This window comes from Phenylobacterium sp. (genome assembly GCF_046290725.1).
Taxonomy (GTDB): Bacteria; Pseudomonadota; Alphaproteobacteria; order Caulobacterales; family Caulobacteraceae; genus Phenylobacterium.
This window is the reverse complement of sequence record NZ_JBKBUH010000001.1, coordinates 1,964,658-1,981,587: the sequence shown is the minus strand read 5'-3', so window position 1 is coordinate 1,981,587 and position 16,930 is coordinate 1,964,658. Positions and strand designations below refer to the sequence as shown.

Here is a 16,930-nt window from a genome sequence, read left to right as displayed (position 1 = left end):
GCGGGTCAATCGGCGGTCCAGGCGCGCTCCAGGATCGCCGGCGCTCCGACGCCCTCGGGCAGCATGCCGAAAGCGCCACCCTCCTCGGAGAACCGGCTTTCGATAAACGCCTCGGCGAGGAAGGCGGGCGCATGGCGCACGAGCAAGGCGCCCTGGACCGTCACCGCCAGGTCGCGGCTGAAGCGCCGCAGGGCGGCCTCTGGCAGGCCGCTCCGCCCGGCTTCCAGCAACCGGTCGATGGCGGCGTCCAGCTTGCCGTGGCGGCCGCGGGCCGGCGCCAGCTCTGCGGCCAGGGCGTCCAGCGCCTCCGGCTCCCGGCGCAGGGCGCGCAGCACGTCCAGGGCCATCACGTTCCCCGAGCCCTCCCAGATCGAATAGACCGGCAGCTCGCGATAGAGGCGCGGCATGCCGCTGTCCTCGATGTAGCCGGAGCCGCCCAGCACCTCGAGGGCCTCCGCCGCGAGGATCGGGCCCCGCTTGCAGATCCAGAACTTGGCGGCGGGCGTCACCAGCCGGGCGAACAGCGCCTCGGCCGGGTCGGCCTTGGCGTCAAAGGCCCGCGCCAGCCGGAAGGCGAGCGCGGTAGCGGCCTCCACCTCCAGCGCCATGTCGGCCAGCACGGCGGCCATCAGCGGCTGGTCGGCCAGCTTGCGTTGGAAGGCGGTGCGGTGGCGGGCGTGATGGATCGCCTGGATCAGCGCCTGCCGCTGAACCCCGGCCGAGCCGACCACATTGTCCAGCCGCGTATAGCCGACCATCTCGATGATCGTCGGGACGCCGCGCCCCTCCTCGCCCAGCAGCCAGCCGACGGCGCCCTCGAACTCCACCTCGCTGGAGGCGTTGGAGCGGTTGCCGAGCTTGTCCTTCAGCCGCTGGAAACGCAGGGCGTTGAGCTCGCCCTCCGGCGTCCAGCGCGGCAGGAAGAAGCACGACAGCCCGCCGGGCGCCTGGGCCAGGATCAGGAAGGCGTCGCACATGGGCGCCGACATGAACCACTTGTGACCGACGATGCGGTAGGGCTCGCCCGGACCGGGCCGGCCGAGCGGCTGGGCGCGGGTGGTGTTGGCGCGCACGTCCGAGCCGCCCTGCTTCTCGGTCATGCCCATGCCGATCAGGGCGCCGGCCTTTTCGGCGACGGGGCGATGGGCGGGATCATACTGGCGGGAATGGAGCTTGGGCAGCCAGGCCCGCAGGTGTTCGGGGGCCGCGTCCAGCACAGGGATGGCGGCGTAGGTCATTGAGATGGGGCAGCTCGTCCCCGCCTCCACCTGGCCGCTCATATAGAGGCCGGCGGCGCGGTGGACATGGGCGCCGGGCCTGGGATCGCTCCAAGGCGAAGCATGGATCCCCTGCGCCACCTGGAACGTCATCAGTTGGTGATAGGCGGGATGGAACTCCACCCAGTCGGAGCGCCGCCCATAGCGGTCGAAGGCGTGCAGCCGCGGCGGCTCGCGGTTGGCCACGAGGCCGAGATTGAGCGTCTCCGGATCGCCCAGCGCCGCGCCGTAACGGGCGAGGTCTTCCGCAGCCCAGGCGGCGCCTTCCCGGCTGATCGCCTCGGTGAGCGCCCGGTCTGAGGAAAACAGATTGTAGCCGGCCAGCGGCGGCGGCTGGTTGAACACCTCGTGGGTGCGGAACTCCTCGGCGAAGCTTGCGTCCATGGCGGCCTCCTGCGGAGGCGAGCCTAACCCAGGCGGACGGCGGCGCCGCGTGACTTCGATCAAGCCGCCCGCCCAGGCGCCGTTGATCTACGACAATTCAAACCTCGGCGATGTGGGTTAGGGACCAAGCGAATTCGACGTTTCCCGAGGATGAGCATGGATCTCGTCAAGACTGCCGGCTCCAAACCCAAGGCGCGGATCGACGAGAGCCTGCCCTTCTATCCCCTCAGCATCGCGGTGCTGACCGTGTCGGACACCCGCGACGAGGCGACCGACACTTCCGGCGGCCTACTCGCCCAGCGCCTGTCGGCCGCCGGCCACGTTCTGGCCGGCAAGGCTATCGTCAAGGACGAGGTCGAAGCCATTCAGGCCCAGATTCGCGCCTGGGCCGACGATCCTGGCGTCGACGTGATCCTGACGACCGGCGGCACCGGCTTTGCGCCTCGGGACGTCACGCCTGAGGCCGTGCGACCGCTGCTGAGGCGGGAGATGGACGGCTTTGCGGTGGTCTTCCACCAGGCCAGCTACGGCACGGTCGGGGTCTCCACCCTGCAGTCGCGGGCCCTGGCGGGTCAGGTCGGCGAGACCTTCGTCTTCTGCGTTCCGGGCTCGACCGGCGCCTGCCGCGACGCCTGGGATCTTGTGCTGGCCGAGGAGCTGGACAGCCGGTTCAAGCCCTGCTCGCTTGTCGGCCAGATTCCGCGCTACCGCGGCGTCTGCGCCTGATCCTCCAGAAAGGGCGCGAACAGCACCTCGTTCTCCAGGCGCATGTGCTCGCGCAGGTCGGCGTCGAGCTTGCGGCAGGAGTCGTAGAGCGCCTGCCAGCTGGCGCAGGCCCCTTCCGGCGCCGTGAAATCCTGGGTCAGCAGGCGCAGCCGCTGCAGCTGGCCCTCCACGTCCTCGTGCTCGGCCATCATCCGACCGATGGGGAAGCGGATCATCGGATGGCCGCCGCCGGCCAGGATCATCGGGAAGAGCACCTGCTCCTCCTTCTGCTGGTGGCTCTCCAGCTCGGCGGCCATGAAGGCCAGGTGATCGCCAAGGCCGCGGGGGCAGTCGGGATCGCCGGCGTGCCGCGCCTCCACCTTCCGCGCCAAGCGCACGGCTTCCGGGAACTCTCGCCGGTGGGTCTCGTGATAGCGCTCCAGGATATGGGGGATCAGGTCCTGGGGATCGGCAGGCGCCGCCTCCCTCGCCTTCGGCGGCGCGGGCTTGTCGGCTGGCGGGCGCAGGGCGAACTCCCGAAGGATGAGCGTCGTTTCGTTCAGCATGGCGAACTCCTTCGGCCGGGAGCCTAACCTGCCGCCCCGCACGCCGCCTTGAAGGCTCCAGCGCGCGCCCTTGATCTTGGGCAAGTCCGCTCGCCCCCGACAAAGCTCGCTCGGTCGACATATCTCAAAGCCTTCGGCCGGGGGAATCGCTCAGCCTGATCCCTCCGCCCGGAGAGACGATCATGGCGTTCGACAACCCGCTGGCTGGCGAGATCTGGGCCAGCAAGTACCGCTTCAACCCTGCCGACGCCGAAGGCGACGCCACCGTCGAGGAGACTTGGGCGCGGGTGGCCGCCGCCCTCGCCGAGGCCGAGGCGCCGGAGCAGCGCGAGGCCATGAAGGCGCGGTTCCTGGAGGCGTTGCAGGACTATCGCTTCCTGCCGGCGGGGCGGATCCTGGCCGGCGCCGGGACGGCGCGGGCGGTGACGCTCTTCAACTGCTTCGTCATGGGCGAGATTCCCGACGACCTCTCCGCCATCTTCGCCCATCTGCGGGAAGCGGCCGTCACCATGCAGCAGGGTGGCGGCGTGGGCATGGACTTCTCGTCCATCCGGCCGGCGGGATCGGCGGTGAAGGGGGTCGGCGCCGACGCCTCGGGCCCTTTGAGCTTCATGGACGTCTGGGACGCCATGTGCCGCACCATCATGTCCGCCGGCCAGCGGCGCGGGGCGATGATGGGCTGCCTGCGCATCGATCATCCGGACATCGAGGCCTTCATCGACACCAAGCGCGAGCCTGGGCGGCTGCGCAACTTCAATCTCTCGGTCCTGGTCACCGACGCCTTCATGCAGGCCCTCGAAGACGACGGCGACTGGCCGCTGACCTTCGGCGGCGAGGTGTTCCGCACAGTGCGGGCGGCCGACCTCTGGCGGCGACTGATGCAGGCGACCTACGACGCCGCCGAGCCAGGCGTGATCTTCATCGACCGGGTGAACGCGCAGAACAACCTCGCCTATTGCGAGACCATCCTGGCCAGCAATCCGTGCGGCGAGCAGATGCTGCCGCCCTACGGCGCCTGCCTGCTGGGCTCGATCAACCTGGCGCGCCTGGTGGAAAAGCCGTTCCGCAAGGGCGCCAAGCTGGACGAGGCGGCTCTGGCCGAGCTCACCCGCACGGCGGTGCGGATGCTGGACAACGTCATCGACATCTCCCGCTATCCCCTGGAGGCGCAGGAAGCCGAGGCCAAGGCCAAACGGCGGATCGGCCTGGGCGTCACCGGCCTCGCCGACGCCCTGGTGTTCTGCGGCGTTCCCTATGGCGGCGAAGCGGCCGTCGCCCTGACCGGACGCTGGCTGTCGGTCATCAAGCGCGAGGCCTATCGCGCCTCGGCCGAGCTGGCGGCCGAAAAGGGCGCCTTCCCACTCTACGATGCCGCCATACTGGACCGGCCGAACCTCGCCTCGCTCGACCCTGAAACGCGGGAGCTGATCGCCCGGCACGGCCTGCGCAACGGCTGCCTGACCTCCATCGCCCCCACCGGCACCACCTCCCTGCTGGCGGGCAACGTCTCGTCCGGGATCGAGCCGGTCTTCGCCTATTCCTACACCCGCAAGGTCCGCCAGCCGGACGGCTCCACCCGCGAGGAGCCGGTGGAGGACTACGCCCTCGCCCAATGGAAGCGGCTGCATGCCGAGACGCCGCCGCCGGAAGACGTGTTCGTCAGCGCCCAGACCCTGACGCCCGCCGACCACCTGCGCATCCAGGCCGCGGCCCAGGCGCATGTCGACTCCTCGATCTCCAAGACCGTGAACTGCCCGGAGGACATCCCTTTCGAGGCCTTCGGGGACGTCTATCTCGAAGGCTACCGGATGGGCTGCAAGGGCCTGACCACCTATCGCCCCAACCTGGTGACCGGATCGGTCCTGGCGGTCGAGCCTGCGCCGGAGCCGGCGCCCGAGCCGAAGCTTGCGCCCCGGCCCGAAGCCCTCGAGGGGGCGACCTACAAGATCTCGTGGCCCGAGAGCGCACACGCCGTCTACATCACCATCAACGACGTGGCCGAGCACGGCGAGCGACGACCGTTCGAGATCTTCATCAACTCCAAGAACATGGAGCACTACGCCTGGACGCTGGGCCTGACCCGGATGATCTCGGCGGTGTTCCGGCGCGGCGGCGACGTGGGCTTCGTCGCCGAGGAGCTGAAGGCGGTGTTCGATCCGCGCGGCGGCGCCTGGCTGGGCGGGCGCTATGTGCCCTCGCTGCTGGCGGCGATCGGCGGGGTCATCGAGCGGCACCTGGGCAAGTCAGCGCACCACCCCGAGCCGGAAGCCGCGCCCGCCCTGCCGGTCCGTCCCTTCGCCGGCGCGTCCTGCCCGCGCTGCGGCGGTTTCGACCTGGTCCGCAAGGAGGGCTGCGACACCTGCTTCTCCTGCGGCTATTCGAAGTGCGGCTGACCCTCGCTTGACGCGGGTCAAGGCGGCGGCGCGGGCGTTGTGGCATCGAAACGCCATGCCAACAGCCGCCGCCCGCCGGGCCTATTCCGGCCCGCCCGTCTTCAGTTTCGGATTCCGCCCCTTCTTCCTGCTCGGAGCGCTCTGGGCGGCCATCGCCGTGCCGCTCTGGGTCTGGAGCTGGCTGGGCGGGCCTGTCGCCTTCGCCCACCGGGACTGGCATGTCCATGAGATGCTGTTCGGTTTCCTGGCGGCGATCGTCGCCGGTTTCCTGACTACGGCGGTGCCCAACTGGACCGGGCGGATGCCGGTGATCGGCGCGCCGCTCGCAGGCCTCGTCGCCCTCTGGATCGCGGGCCGTGCGGCCATGCTGTTCGCGGACGGCCTGGGACCGGCCGCCGCCGTGATGGACGCCGCCTTCCTGGTCGTCTTCGCCGGCGTGATCTGGCGCGAGGTGCTGGCCGGCCGCAACTGGCGCAACCTGCCGGTCTGCGGCCTGGTGACCCTGCTGGCGCTCGCCAATATCGGCTTCCATCTGGATGCGGCCCTTTGGCGCACCGGCGCAGGCGAGCGGCTGGCGCTGGGCGCCATCGCCATGCTGCTGGCCCTGATCGGCGGGCGCATCACCCCGAGCTTCACGCGCAACTGGATGAAGGCGCGCCGGCTCGCGCCGGAGCCCGCCGCCGCCGGTCGCTTCGACCAGGCGGCTCTCGCCCTGACCGGGGCCGGCGTGCTCGCCTGGGTCCTGCTGCCCGAGAGCCGCCACGCTGGCGTTCTGCTCGCCGGGGCCGGGCTCGCCAATCTGATCCGGCTGGCCCGGTGGCGCGGCTGGGCCGCCGCCGGCGAGCCGCTCGTCTGGATCCTGCATCTCGGCTATGCGTGGCTAGGCCTGGGTCTGCTGCTTCTCGGCGCCTCGAAGCTGGTGGAACTCGTTCCGCCGACCGCCGGCCTTCACGCGCTCGCCGCCGGGGCGGCCGGCGTCATGACCCTGGCGGTGATGACGCGAGCCAGCCGCGGCCATACCGGCCGCGACCTCGCAGCGGACCGCGCGACCACGGCCATCTACCTGGCGGTCAACGCCGGGGCCGTATTGCGTGTGGCCGCCGCCTTCGCCGTCGAGGCGCAGACCCCCCTGCTGGCCGCCTCGGCGACCCTCTGGGCGATGGCCTTCGGCGGCTTCGCCCTCACCTACGGCAGGATGCTCACGACACCACGCCGGGTCGCCGCTTGACCTCCATCAAAGGCGAACGGTCGCCGCGCCTCTAGGCTTTGTTCAAGCCGCAGGACCTGCGGCGTTCACATGCTCCGAGCGATCCGGCCTACCGCGCATGCGCCACGGCCGGGCCGCCGCGCCGGCCTGGGCCGGCAAGGGTGACGGGGGAAACGCCGTCGCCTCCCGCGCTTGGAAAGGAGCCGGCATTGGGATCTCTCGTCGACGGCTTCGGCCGCCGTTTCCACTATCTGCGGCTTTCGGTCACCGAGGTCTGCAACTTCCGCTGCACCTATTGCCTGCCTGACGGTTTCAAAAAGACCGGGCCGTTGCAGTTCATCTCGCCGCTGGAGTGCGAGCGCGCGGTGCGCGCCTTCGCCGACCTGGGCGTGTCGAAGGTCCGGCTGACGGGCGGGGAGCCTAGCGTCCGCCGCGACCTTGCGGAAATCATCGCCCGCACCGCCGCCGTGCCCGGTGTGGGCAAGGTCTGCATCACCACCAACGGCTGGAACCTGGATCGCCAGATCGAGGCCTGGCGCGAGGCCGGCCTCACCAACCTGAACGTCAGCATCGATTCCCTGGACCGCGACACCTTCCGAAAGATCACCGGCCATGATCGCCTGGCCCAGGTGGTGCGCGGGCTGGACCGGGCCCTCGAGCTTGGCGTGCCGCAGGTGAAGGTGAACGGCGTGCTGCTGCGCGACACCGTGGCGGCGGGTTTCGACGCCTTCGCCGACTTCGTACGGGAGCGGCCGGTGGCCGTGCGGTTCATCGAGCTGATGCGCACCGGCGACAACGCCGACTATTTCGCCGCCCAGCATGTGCCTGGATCGGCCCTGACCGACTGGCTGACCGCTCGCGGCTGGCGCCCGCGCGAACGCGCCTTCGATGACGGCCCGGCGGTGGAGTACGCCCACCCCGACCATGCCGGCCGGATCGGCCTCATCGCCCCCTATGCGCCCGGCTTCTGCGACAGCTGCAACCGGTTGCGCGTGACCGCCCGCGGCCAGTTGCGCCTGTGCCTGTTTGGAGAGCTGGGCGTCGGCCTGAAGGATCTGCTGGAGAAGGACGAGCCCGAAGCGCTGCGCGCGCGCATCCGCAAGGCGCTGGGCGAAAAGCCCGCCGGCCACCGGCTGCATCAGGGGATCAGCGGCGAGACCCGACAGCTCGCCCAGTACGGAGGATAAGGTCGCGAGCGCGTTCCGCAAAAGCGGACGCCGGTCTTGCGATCAGAACGCGCTCCGCGTTTGAATCGTGCCCTAGGCGGCCCGCGGGTCGCCCTCCACCGGCCAGCGCTCGCGCTGCGCCTTGCCGGTCAGGGCGTCGGTCACCGGCTGATGGTTGTCGATCAGCGGCGTGGGCTTGGCCAGGCGTTCCAGCACCACCGGCCGGCCGATGGTCACCTGCGGCCCGTTCACCGTCACGCCGTAGTCGGCGAGCTGGGCGAAGGCGCGCGAGAGGTTTTCCGGCGTCATGCCGAGCAGGGAGGCGAGCACCCGCTTCTCGTGCGGCAGGGCGAAGGTCTCATGCCCACCTTGGCGCAGCTTCTGGGTGATCAGGTAGTTGGCCAGGCGCTCCAGGCCGCCGCGCAGCTTCTGGTTCTTCAAGGTCCGCACGAGGCCGCGATAGCAGCCGGCGAGTTCCTGCGAGACGGCGAAGCCGAACTGCGGGTCTTCTTTCATGGCCCGGCGTAGCGCCTCGCCCGACAACATGAGGATGTCGGAGCGCTCTATGGTGCGCGCGCTCATCAAGGCGTCGGCGTCCAGCACCACCGCGGCGAGGATGAAGGTCGAGACCGGGCGCAGGACCGCCAGCGTCGTCTCCTTGTCGTTCCAGGTGCCCTCCAGCTCCACGATCCCGTCGAGCAGCACATAGAGGAAGTCGACCTGGTCCCCCTCCAGCAACAGGGTGGTCCCGGCCGGGAAGCGCTGCAGGAAAGCGCCGGCCGTCACCCGTCGAAAGGTGTCCTCCGAACAGCCTGCGAACAGGGGCAGGGCCTTCACCCGCTCCAGATCGACGTCCCTCATCGGCATGGCGCATCGCCCCCCACGGTCTCTTGCGTGAAGGCTTCGTGCGCCGCGGGACGGACTTTCGCCTTGATCTTCGTCAAGCGCCCCTGTGGACGCCTGTCGAGGCGCTTGACCTTCATCAAGCGACCCCATGATCCGTGTCGGCTCCCAAGTAGAAATACGTAAAGTGACGTGCGTATTACTTTGTCGGATGCGACAAATCTCCCCAACGATGTAGTCAGATTGACGAGCGTCAAACAGAACTTCTGAGGCGCAAGGCTAAACCTTCGGCGAAGCGAGGGCCGCCCCGGTCACCGCGATTCCGATTGGGTTTTCCTCGTGAACGCACCCGTCCCGACCCAGAAAGGCGCGAACGCCGCGCTCGGCATGAGCACCTTCGCCTTCACCGCCTGCTTTGCGGTGTGGACGATCTTTTCGATCATCGGCGTGCAGATCAAACAGGAGCTGGGCCTCACCGAAGCTCAGTTCGGCCTGCTGATCGGCACGCCCATCCTCACCGGCTCGCTGATCCGCGTGGTGCTCGGCGTCTGGGCCGACCAGTACGGCGGGCGCCTGGTCAACCTCTTCGTGATGCTCTCGGCGGCGGCGGCGACCTTCGCCCTCTCCTATGCCGAGACCTACCTGCAGTTCCTGGTCGCCGCCCTCGGCGTCGGCATCGCCGGCGGCTCCTTCGCCGTCGGCGTGGCCTACGTCTCCAAGTTCTATCCCAAGGAGAAGCAGGGCACCGCGCTCGGCATCTTCGGGGCCGGCAATGTCGGCTCGGCGGTGACCAAGTTCGCCGCTCCCTTCGTGATGGTGGCCTTCGGCTGGGAATTCGTCGCCCAGGCCTGGGCCGCGGCCCTCGCCCTCATCGCCGTGGTCTTCTACCTGACCACCAAGGATGATCCGGACCTCGTGCGCCGCCGGGAAACCGGCGAGAAGCCGCAGGCCGCCTGGATGCAGCTCTCACCCCTGAAGAGCCTGCAGGTCTGGCGCTTCTCGCTCTACTACTTCTTCGTCTTCGGCGCCTTCGTGGCCCTGGCGCTCTGGCTGCCGCGCTATCTGGTCGGCGTCTACGGCCTGGACATCAAGACCGCCGGGATGATCGCGGCGGCCTATTCGATCCCAGGTTCCCTGTTCCGGGTGTTCGGCGGCTGGCTGTCGGACAAGATCGGCGCGCGCAAGGTGATGTACATCACCTTCGGGGTCAGCCTGATCTGCACCTTCCTGCTCTCCTACCCGGCCACCAGCTATGTGGTCGACGGCATCGAGGGCCCGATCGCCTTCCGGCTGGCGACCGACCTGGTCACCTTCACGGTCATCGCCTTCGTGCTGGGCTTCGCCATGAGCCTGGGCAAGGCCGCGGTCTTCAAGCACATCCCGGTCTACTACCCGAACAACATCGGCTCGGTGGGCGGTCTGGTCGGCATGATCGGCGGCCTGGGCGGTTTCGTCCTGCCCATCGCCTTCGGGTTCCTGAACGACATCACCGGCGTCTGGACCAGCTGCTTCATGCTGCTCTTCGTCTTGGTCGCCACGGCTCTCGCCTGGATGCACTTCGCGATCCGCCGGATGGAGCGCGCCCGGACGCCCGAGCTCGGCCGCCTGCCCGAGCTGCCGGAAATGGCCGCCATCCACCCCACGCCCGAGCCGGCCTCGCCGGCGCCCGGCGGCCGCCTGCGCGCGGCCGAATAAGAGAAGGAAGCTCGAACCATGTCTTCCGCCAAACCCGGCCGCCACGTCCTCACCGACTGGCGACCCGAGGATCCCGCCTTCTGGGACAGCCGGGGCAAGGCCCTGGCGGCCCGGAACCTCTGGATCTCCATCCCCAACCTGCTCCTGGCCTTTTCGGTCTGGATGGTCTGGTCGATGGTGGTCGCCAAGCTGAAGCTGATCGGCTTCTCCTTCACCACCGACCAGCTGTTCTGGCTGACCGCCCTGCCGGCGCTGTCGGGCGCCACCCTGCGGATCTTCTACAGCTTCCTGGTGCCGATCCTCGGCGGCCGGCTGTGGACCACGCTCTCGACCCTTTCGCTGCTGGTCCCGGCCATCGGCATCGGCCTGGCGGTGCAGAACCCGGCGACGCCCTACTGGACCTTCGTACTCCTGGCCCTGCTCTGCGGCTTCGGCGGCGGCAATTTCGCCTCCTCGATGTCGAACATCTCGTTCTTCTATCCGAAGAAGGAGAAGGGCAACGCGCTCGCGCTCAACGCCGGCTTCGGCAATCTAGGCGTCAGCGTGATGCAGTTCCTGGTCCCGGTGGTGATCACGCTCGGCCTCTTCGCCCCAGTGATCGGCGCGCCGCAGATCGCCGTCGAGAATGGCGTGCGGAGCGAGATCTGGCTGCAGAACGCCGGCTTCGTCTGGGTTCCCTTCATCATCGCCTCGGCGGTCGCGGCTTGGTTCGGCATGAACGACATCGCCTCGGCCAAGGCCTCCTTCTCCAGCCAGGCCGTGGTCTTCAAGCGCAAGCACAACTGGGTGATGTGCTGGCTCTATGTCGGCACCTTCGGCTCCTTCATCGGCTTCTCGGCGGCCTTCCCGCTGCTGATGAAGACCCTGTTTCCGGAGGTGAACGCGCTGCAGTTCGCCTTCCTCGGCCCGCTCGTCGGCGCCGGCTCCCGCGCCCTGACCGGCTGGGTGTCGGACAAGTGGGGCGGCGAGCACGTCACCCACTACGTCTTCCTGGCGCTCTCCCTCGGCGTCCTGGCCGTGCTGCACAGCGTCGGCGCCTTTGGGGCGGAGCCCTCCTTCGCCTTCTTCTTCGCCAGCTTCATGTGGCTGTTCGCCTGGACGGGGATCGGCAACGCCTCCACCTTCCAGATGATCCCGGCGATCATGCGCAGCGACATGCCGCGCCTGATGCCGGCCGCCGATCCTGCGGCCCGCCTGAAGGCCGCCGAAATGGAATCGGCCGCGATCGTCGGCTTCTCCTCGGCCATCGGCGCCTATGGCGGCTTCTTCATCCCCAAGGCCTTCGGCGACTCGCTGAAGGCCACGGGCGGGCCTGAGACGGCCCTCTTCATCTTCCTCGCCTTCTACCTGAGCTGCGTCGCGGTGAACTGGATCTTCTACGGCCGCAAGGCCTCGATGCTCCACGCCGGCGCCCAATCCACCGCTTTCAAGGTGCCCGCAGAATGAGCCATACCCTCGACCGCCTGGCGTTCTTCACGCGCAAGACGGAGCTCTTCTCCAACGGCCACGGCGTCATGAACGACGACGACCGGGTCTGGGAAGAGGCCTACCGGTCCCGCTGGCGCCACGACAAGATCGTCCGCTCCACCCATGGGGTGAACTGCACCGGCTCCTGCTCCTGGAAGATCTACGTCAAGGGCGGGATCGTCACCTGGGAGACCCAGCAGACCGACTATCCGCGCACGCGGCCGGAACTGCCGAACCACGAGCCGCGCGGCTGCGCCCGCGGGGCCAGCTACAGCTGGTACCTCTACTCCGCCAACCGGGTGAAATATCCGCTGGTCCGCGCGCGCCTCCTGAAGCTGTGGCGCGCGGCGCGGGCGACCCAAAGCCCGGTCGCGGCCTGGGCCTCGATCCAGAACGACGCGGAAAAGCGTCGGTCCTACACCTCCATGCGCGGGTCGGGCGGCTTCGTCCGCGCCACCTGGGACGAGGTCACTGAGATCGTCGCGGCGGCCAACGCCTATACGGTGAAGCAGTGGGGTCCGGACCGGGTGTTCGGCTTCTCGCCGATCCCGGCCATGTCGATGGTCTCCTATGCGGCCGGCGCGCGCTATCTGCAGCTGCTCGGCGGGGCCTGCGGCTCGTTCTACGACTGGTACTGCGACCTGCCGCCCTCCTCCCCCCAGACCTGGGGCGAGCAGACCGACGTGGCCGAGAGCGCCGACTGGTACAATTCGGGCTTCCTGCTGCTGTGGGGCTCGAACGTCCCGCAGACCCGCACGCCGGACGCACACTTCTACACCGAGGCCCGCTATCGCGGCGCCAAGTCGGTGGTGATCTGCCCCGACTATTCGGAAGCCTCCAAGTTCTCCGACCTGTGGCTCCCGGTGAAGCAGGGCACGGACGCGGCGCTCGCCATGGCCTTCGGGCACGTGATCCTGAAGGAATTCCACGTCGACCGGCAGGTCCCCTACTTCCGCGACTACATCCGCCAGTATTCCGACATGCCGATGCTGGTCCGGCTGGTCCCGCAGGACGGCGCCCTGGTTCCCGAACGCCTGCTGCGGGCCGCCGACTTCGACGACGCCCTGGGCCAGGCCAACAATCCGGACTGGAAGACGGTGGCGATCGACGAGGCCACCGGCCAGATCGTCGTCCCCAACGGCTCCATCGGCTTCCGCTGGGGCGAGGACGGCAAGTGGAACCTTGAGGAAAAGGACGCCGAGGGCCGCGAGACGGTCCTGCGCCTGGGCCTGAAGGGCGCGCATGACGAGGTGGTGGGGGTCCGCTTCCCCTACTTCGCCAACACCGCGTCGAACGGCTTCGCCTCCACGGACCATCCGGACGTGCTGGTCCGCAACGTGCCGGCCAAGCGACTGAAGCTGAAGGACGGCGAGACCCTGGTGGCCAGCGTCTACGACCTGTTCCTCGCCAACTACGGCGTCGACCAGGGCTTCGGCGGCGACCACATGCCGGGGAGCTTCGACGATCCGGAGCCCTATTCGCCGGCCTGGGCGGAAGCCATAACCACCGTGCCGCGCGACCAGATCGTCGCCGTGGCCCGCGGCTTCGCCACCAATGCCGAAAAGACCGGCGGCAAGTCGATGGTCATCATCGGCGCGGCGATGAACCACTGGTTCCACATGGACATGAACTACCGCGGCGTCATCAACATGCTGGTGATGTGCGGTTGCGTCGGCCAGTCGGGCGGCGGCTGGTCGCACTATGTGGGCCAGGAAAAGCTGCGTCCGCAGTCCGGCTGGGCGCCGCTGGCCTTCGGCCTCGACTGGGCGCGGCCGCCGCGGCAGCAGAACTCCACCTCGTTCTTTTACGCCCACACCAACCAGTGGCGTTACGAGACGGTCTCGGCCTCCGAAATCCTGTCGCCCACGGCGCCGGAAGGCCCCTGGGACGCGGCCCTGATCGATTACAACGCCCGCGCCGAGCGCATGGGCTGGCTGCCCTCGACCCCGGCCCTGAAGACCAATCCCCTCGAGGTGGCCCGCGCCGCCGAGAAGGAAGGGATCGACCCCAAGGTCTATGCGGTCCGCGAGCTGAAGGCCCGCAATCTCGAAATGTCCTGCATGGACCCGGACGACCCGGCCAACTGGCCGCGGAACATGTTCGTCTGGCGCTCCAACCTGCTGGGCTCGTCCGGCAAGGGGCACGAGTACTTCCTCAAGCACCTCTTGGGCGCAGCCCACGGCGTCCAGGGCAAGGACTTGGGCGAGATGGGCCGCCAGAAGCCGGTGGACGTCGCCTGGCACGACGAGGCGCCGGAAGGAAAACTGGATCTGCTGGTGACGCTGGACTTCCGCATGTCCACGACCGCGGTCTATTCCGACATCGTCCTTCCGACGGCCACCTGGTACGAGAAGAACGACCTCAACACCTCCGACATGCATCCCTTCATCCACCCGCTCTCGGCGGCCGTGGACCCGGCGTGGGAAGCCAAGTCGGACTGGGAGATCTTCAAGGCGATCGCCAAGCGGTTCTCCGAGGTCGCCCCCGAAGTTCTGGGCGTCGAAAAGGACGTCGTTCTCACCCCGATCCAGCACGACAGCGCCGGCGAACTGGCCCAGCCCTTCGACGTCAAGGACTGGTATCTGGGCGAATGCGACGCGATCCCGGGCAAGACCATGCCCCAGATCACCGTGGTCGAACGGGACTATCCCAACCTCTATAAGCGCTTCACGGCGCTCGGCCCGCTGATGACCAAGGTCGGCAACGGCGGCAAGGGCCTGGCCTGGAACACCGAGCACGAAGTCCAGCTGCTGGGCGAACTGAATGGCCCCGTCCTGGAGCCCGGCCCGACCGAAGGCCTGCCGCGGATCGACAGCGACATCGACGCCTGCGAGGCGATCCTGATGCTCGCGCCGGAGACCAACGGCGAGGTGGCGGTCAAGGCCTGGGAAGCGCTCGAGAAGCAGACCGGACGCGAACACGCGCACCTGGCTATCCCGAAGGAGGAAGAGAAAATCCGCTTCCGCGACCTGGTCGCCCAGCCGCGGAAGATCATCTCCTCCCCAATCTGGTCAGGGCTGGAGAGCGAGAAGGTCTGCTACAACGCTGGCTACACCAACGTCCACGAACTGATCCCCTGGCGGACCCTGACCGGCCGGCAGCAGCTCTATCAGGATCACCTGTGGATGCGAGCCTTCGGCGAGGCGCTCTGCGTCTACCGCCCGCCGGTGGACCTGAAGACCACCTACGTCCAGGGCCAGAAGCCCAACGGCGAAACGGAAATCCTCCTCAACTTCATCACCCCGCACCAGAAGTGGGGGATCCACTCCACCTATTCCGACAACCTCCTGATGCTGACGCTCAATCGCGGCGGCCCGGTGGTCTGGATCTCGGAGGTGGACGCGAAGAAGGCGGGGATCGTCGACAACGACTGGATCGAGGTCTTCAACGCCAACGGGGCGCTAACGGCGCGCGCGGTGGTCTCCCAGCGCATGCGTGAAGGCACGACCTTCATGTACCACGCCCAGGAGAAGATCGTGAACACGCCGGGGTCGGAGATCACCGGCCTGCGCGGCGGGATCCACAATTCCTGCACCCGCACGGTCCTCAAGCCCACCCACATGATCGGCGGCTACGCCCAGCTGGCCTACGGCTTCAACTACTACGGAACCGTCGGGGCCAATCGGGACGAGTTCGTCGTCGTCCGCAAGATGAAGAAGGTCGACTGGCTGGACCAGCCGCTGTCGGCCGGGGAGTCCCACCAATGAAAGTCCGCGCCCAGATCGGGATGGTGCTGAACCTCGACAAGTGCATCGGGTGTCATACCTGCTCGGTGACCTGCAAGAACGTGTGGACCAACCGCCAGGGGGTCGAATACGCCTGGTTCAACAACGTCGAGACCAAGCCCGGCGTCGGCTATCCCAAGGACTGGGAGAACCAGAAGCGCTGGAACGGCGGCTGGGTCCGGAAGGCCAACGGCAAGATCGAGCCCCGCATGGGGGCCAAGTGGCGGATCCTCGCCAAGATCTTCGCCAACCCCGACCTGCCCGAGATCGACGACTATTACGAGCCCTTCGACTTCGACTATGGGCACCTGCAGACGGCGCCGGAGATGAAGGCGTTCCCCACCGCCCGCCCGCGCTCGAAGATCACCGGCGAGCGGATGGAGAAGATCGAGTGGGGGCCGAACTGGGAGGAGATCCTGGGCGGCGAGTTCGCCAAGCGCTCGGCCGACTACAACTTCGAAGGGGTCGAGAAGGAGATCTACGGCCAGTTCGAAAACACTTTCATGATGTACCTGCCGAGGCTTTGCGAGCACTGCCTCAACCCCGCCTGCGTCGCCGCCTGCCCGTCGGGCGCGATCTACAAGCGTGAGGAGGATGGCATCGTCCTGATCGACCAGGACAAGTGCCGCGGCTGGCGGATGTGCGTCTCGGCCTGCCCTTACAAGAAGATCTACTACAACTGGGAAAGCGGTAAGTCGGAGAAGTGCACCTTCTGCTTCCCGCGCATCGAGGTGGGCCAGCCGACGGTCTGCTCCGAGACCTGCGTGGGGCGGATCCGCTATCTGGGCGTCCTGCTCTATGACGCCGACCGCATCGAGGCCGCGGCGGCCGAGCCGGACGAGAAGGACCTCTACCAGGCCCAGCTCGACGTCTTCCTGGACCCGTTCGATCCGGCGGTGATCGCCCAGGCGCGCGCCGACGGCGTGCCGGAAGCCTGGCTGGAGGCCGCGCGCCGCAGCCCGGTCTACAAGATGGCCATCGACTGGAAGGTCGCCTTCCCGCTGCACCCGGAATACCGGACCCTGCCGATGGTCTGGTACGTCCCGCCGCTCTCCCCGATCCAGTCGGCGGCCTCGGCCGGCGCGCTGGAGATGGACGGCGAGATGCCGGACGTGAAGTCCCTGCGCATCCCGGTGAAGTACCTCGCCAACCTGCTCACGGCCGGCAACGAGCCGCCGGTGGTGCTGGCGCTGGAGCGGATGCTGGCCATGCGCAGCTTCATGCGGGCCAAGACCGTGGACGGTCGGATCGACCACCGCGTCGCCGAGAAGGTCGGCCTCTCCGCCCCTCAGGTGGAGGAGATGTACCGCTACATGGCGATCGCCAATTACGAGGATCGCTTCGTCATCCCCTCCACCCACCGCGAGACGGTCGAGGACGCCTACGACCTGAAGGGCTCCTGCGGTTTCACCTTCGGCAACGGCTGCTCCGGCGGTCGCACCGAGCTTGGCCTGTTCGGCCCCGACAAGCGCAAGCGCGCCAAGACCCCGATGGAGGCCTGA

The 16,930-nt window shown here is 68.2% G+C and carries 11 protein-coding genes and 1 riboswitch; of the genes, 8 read left to right on the top strand and 3 right to left on the bottom strand.

Annotated elements, in window-relative coordinates; translation table 11 throughout:
* Positions 1 to 5: 5 nt before the first annotated feature.
* On the bottom strand, positions 6 to 1,661 hold the full coding sequence (locus ACK41C_RS10245; RefSeq protein ID WP_409653381.1) for an isovaleryl-CoA dehydrogenase: 1,656 nt from the start codon (positions 1,659 to 1,661) through the stop codon (positions 6 to 8).
* A 156-nt stretch (positions 1,662 to 1,817) separates the two neighbouring features.
* Between ACK41C_RS10245 and moaB the strand changes: the two genes are divergently transcribed.
* Positions 1,818 to 2,387 carry a molybdenum cofactor biosynthesis protein B gene (moaB, locus tag ACK41C_RS10240; protein WP_409653379.1) on the top strand — a complete coding sequence of 190 codons (570 nt, stop codon included), beginning with the start codon at positions 1,818 to 1,820 and terminating at the stop codon, positions 2,385 to 2,387.
* On the opposite strand, the gene ACK41C_RS10235 is transcribed toward moaB, so the two are convergent.
* Positions 2,366 to 2,932: a hemerythrin domain-containing protein gene (locus ACK41C_RS10235; RefSeq protein WP_409653377.1), complete on the bottom strand. Its 567-nt coding sequence runs from the start codon at positions 2,930 to 2,932 to the stop codon at positions 2,366 to 2,368. The two genes, moaB and ACK41C_RS10235, sit on opposite strands and share 22 nt — an antisense overlap.
* Positions 2,933 to 3,114: 182 nt before the next feature.
* Here ACK41C_RS10235 and ACK41C_RS10230 point away from each other — a divergent pair, with 182 nt between their 5' ends.
* The 3 genes from ACK41C_RS10230 (at position 3,115) to moaA (ending at position 7,719) form a co-directional block, all read left to right on the top strand.
* Positions 3,115 to 5,325 (top strand): adenosylcobalamin-dependent ribonucleoside-diphosphate reductase, encoded by a 2,211-nt coding sequence (locus tag ACK41C_RS10230; RefSeq protein ID WP_409653375.1) that lies wholly within the window; start codon positions 3,115 to 3,117, stop codon positions 5,323 to 5,325.
* 55 nt (positions 5,326 to 5,380) lie between these two features.
* Positions 5,381 to 6,553: an NnrS family protein gene (locus tag ACK41C_RS10225; protein ID WP_409653373.1), complete on the top strand. Its 1,173-nt coding sequence runs from the start codon at positions 5,381 to 5,383 to the stop codon at positions 6,551 to 6,553.
* 60 nt (positions 6,554 to 6,613) lie between these two features.
* A riboswitch (molybdenum cofactor riboswitch) is annotated at positions 6,614 to 6,751 on the top strand.
* A complete protein-coding gene (gene moaA / locus ACK41C_RS10220; protein ID WP_409653371.1) occupies positions 6,742 to 7,719 on the top strand; it encodes a GTP 3',8-cyclase MoaA in 978 nt (325 codons plus the stop codon). It overlaps the preceding riboswitch by 10 nt.
* A 72-nt stretch (positions 7,720 to 7,791) precedes the next feature.
* On the opposite strand, the gene ACK41C_RS10215 is transcribed toward moaA, so the two are convergent.
* Positions 7,792 to 8,565: a cyclic nucleotide-binding domain-containing protein gene (locus ACK41C_RS10215; RefSeq protein WP_409653370.1), complete on the bottom strand. Its 774-nt coding sequence runs from the start codon at positions 8,563 to 8,565 to the stop codon at positions 7,792 to 7,794.
* A gap of 315 nt (positions 8,566 to 8,880) precedes the next feature.
* On the opposite strand from ACK41C_RS10215, the gene ACK41C_RS10210 reads away from it, so the two are divergent.
* From ACK41C_RS10210 to narH, 4 genes are read left to right on the top strand one after another with little or no spacing between them, the layout of a single operon-like run.
* The gene (locus ACK41C_RS10210) at positions 8,881 to 10,236 is read left to right on the top strand and encodes an MFS transporter (RefSeq protein ID WP_409653369.1); all 1,356 of its coding nucleotides are present in this window, start codon (positions 8,881 to 8,883) and stop codon (positions 10,234 to 10,236) included.
* A gap of 18 nt (positions 10,237 to 10,254) precedes the next feature.
* On the top strand, positions 10,255 to 11,682 hold the full coding sequence (locus ACK41C_RS10205) for a NarK family nitrate/nitrite MFS transporter (protein ID WP_409653367.1): 1,428 nt from the start codon (positions 10,255 to 10,257) through the stop codon (positions 11,680 to 11,682).
* The gene (locus tag ACK41C_RS10200) at positions 11,679 to 15,410 is read left to right on the top strand and encodes a nitrate reductase subunit alpha (protein ID WP_409653366.1); all 3,732 of its coding nucleotides are present in this window, start codon (positions 11,679 to 11,681) and stop codon (positions 15,408 to 15,410) included. The genes ACK41C_RS10205 and ACK41C_RS10200 overlap by 4 nt, the downstream gene beginning before the upstream one ends.
* Complete coding sequence (narH, locus tag ACK41C_RS10195; RefSeq protein WP_409653365.1) at positions 15,407 to 16,930, top strand: nitrate reductase subunit beta; 1,524 nt, start codon at positions 15,407 to 15,409, stop codon at positions 16,928 to 16,930. The genes ACK41C_RS10200 and narH overlap by 4 nt, the downstream gene beginning before the upstream one ends.

What these genes read in the sequence shown, in the direction of transcription:
- ACK41C_RS10225 (WP_409653373.1), top strand. Translation starts at nt 5,381, where the DNA reads ATGCCAACAGCCGCCGCCCGCCGGGCCTATTCCGGCCCGCCCGTCTTC.
- ACK41C_RS10245 (WP_409653381.1), bottom strand. Translation starts at nt 1,661, where the DNA reads ATGGACGCAAGCTTCGCCGAGGAGTTCCGCACCCACGAGGTGTTCAAC.
- moaB (WP_409653379.1), top strand. Translation starts at nt 1,818, where the DNA reads ATGGATCTCGTCAAGACTGCCGGCTCCAAACCCAAGGCGCGGATCGAC.
- ACK41C_RS10200 (WP_409653366.1), top strand. Translation starts at nt 11,679, where the DNA reads ATGAGCCATACCCTCGACCGCCTGGCGTTCTTCACGCGCAAGACGGAG.
- ACK41C_RS10205 (WP_409653367.1), top strand. Translation starts at nt 10,255, where the DNA reads ATGTCTTCCGCCAAACCCGGCCGCCACGTCCTCACCGACTGGCGACCC.
- ACK41C_RS10230 (WP_409653375.1), top strand. Translation starts at nt 3,115, where the DNA reads ATGGCGTTCGACAACCCGCTGGCTGGCGAGATCTGGGCCAGCAAGTAC.
- ACK41C_RS10235 (WP_409653377.1), bottom strand. Translation starts at nt 2,932, where the DNA reads ATGCTGAACGAAACGACGCTCATCCTTCGGGAGTTCGCCCTGCGCCCG.
- ACK41C_RS10215 (WP_409653370.1), bottom strand. Translation starts at nt 8,565, where the DNA reads ATGCCGATGAGGGACGTCGATCTGGAGCGGGTGAAGGCCCTGCCCCTG.
- narH (WP_409653365.1), top strand. Translation starts at nt 15,407, where the DNA reads ATGAAAGTCCGCGCCCAGATCGGGATGGTGCTGAACCTCGACAAGTGC.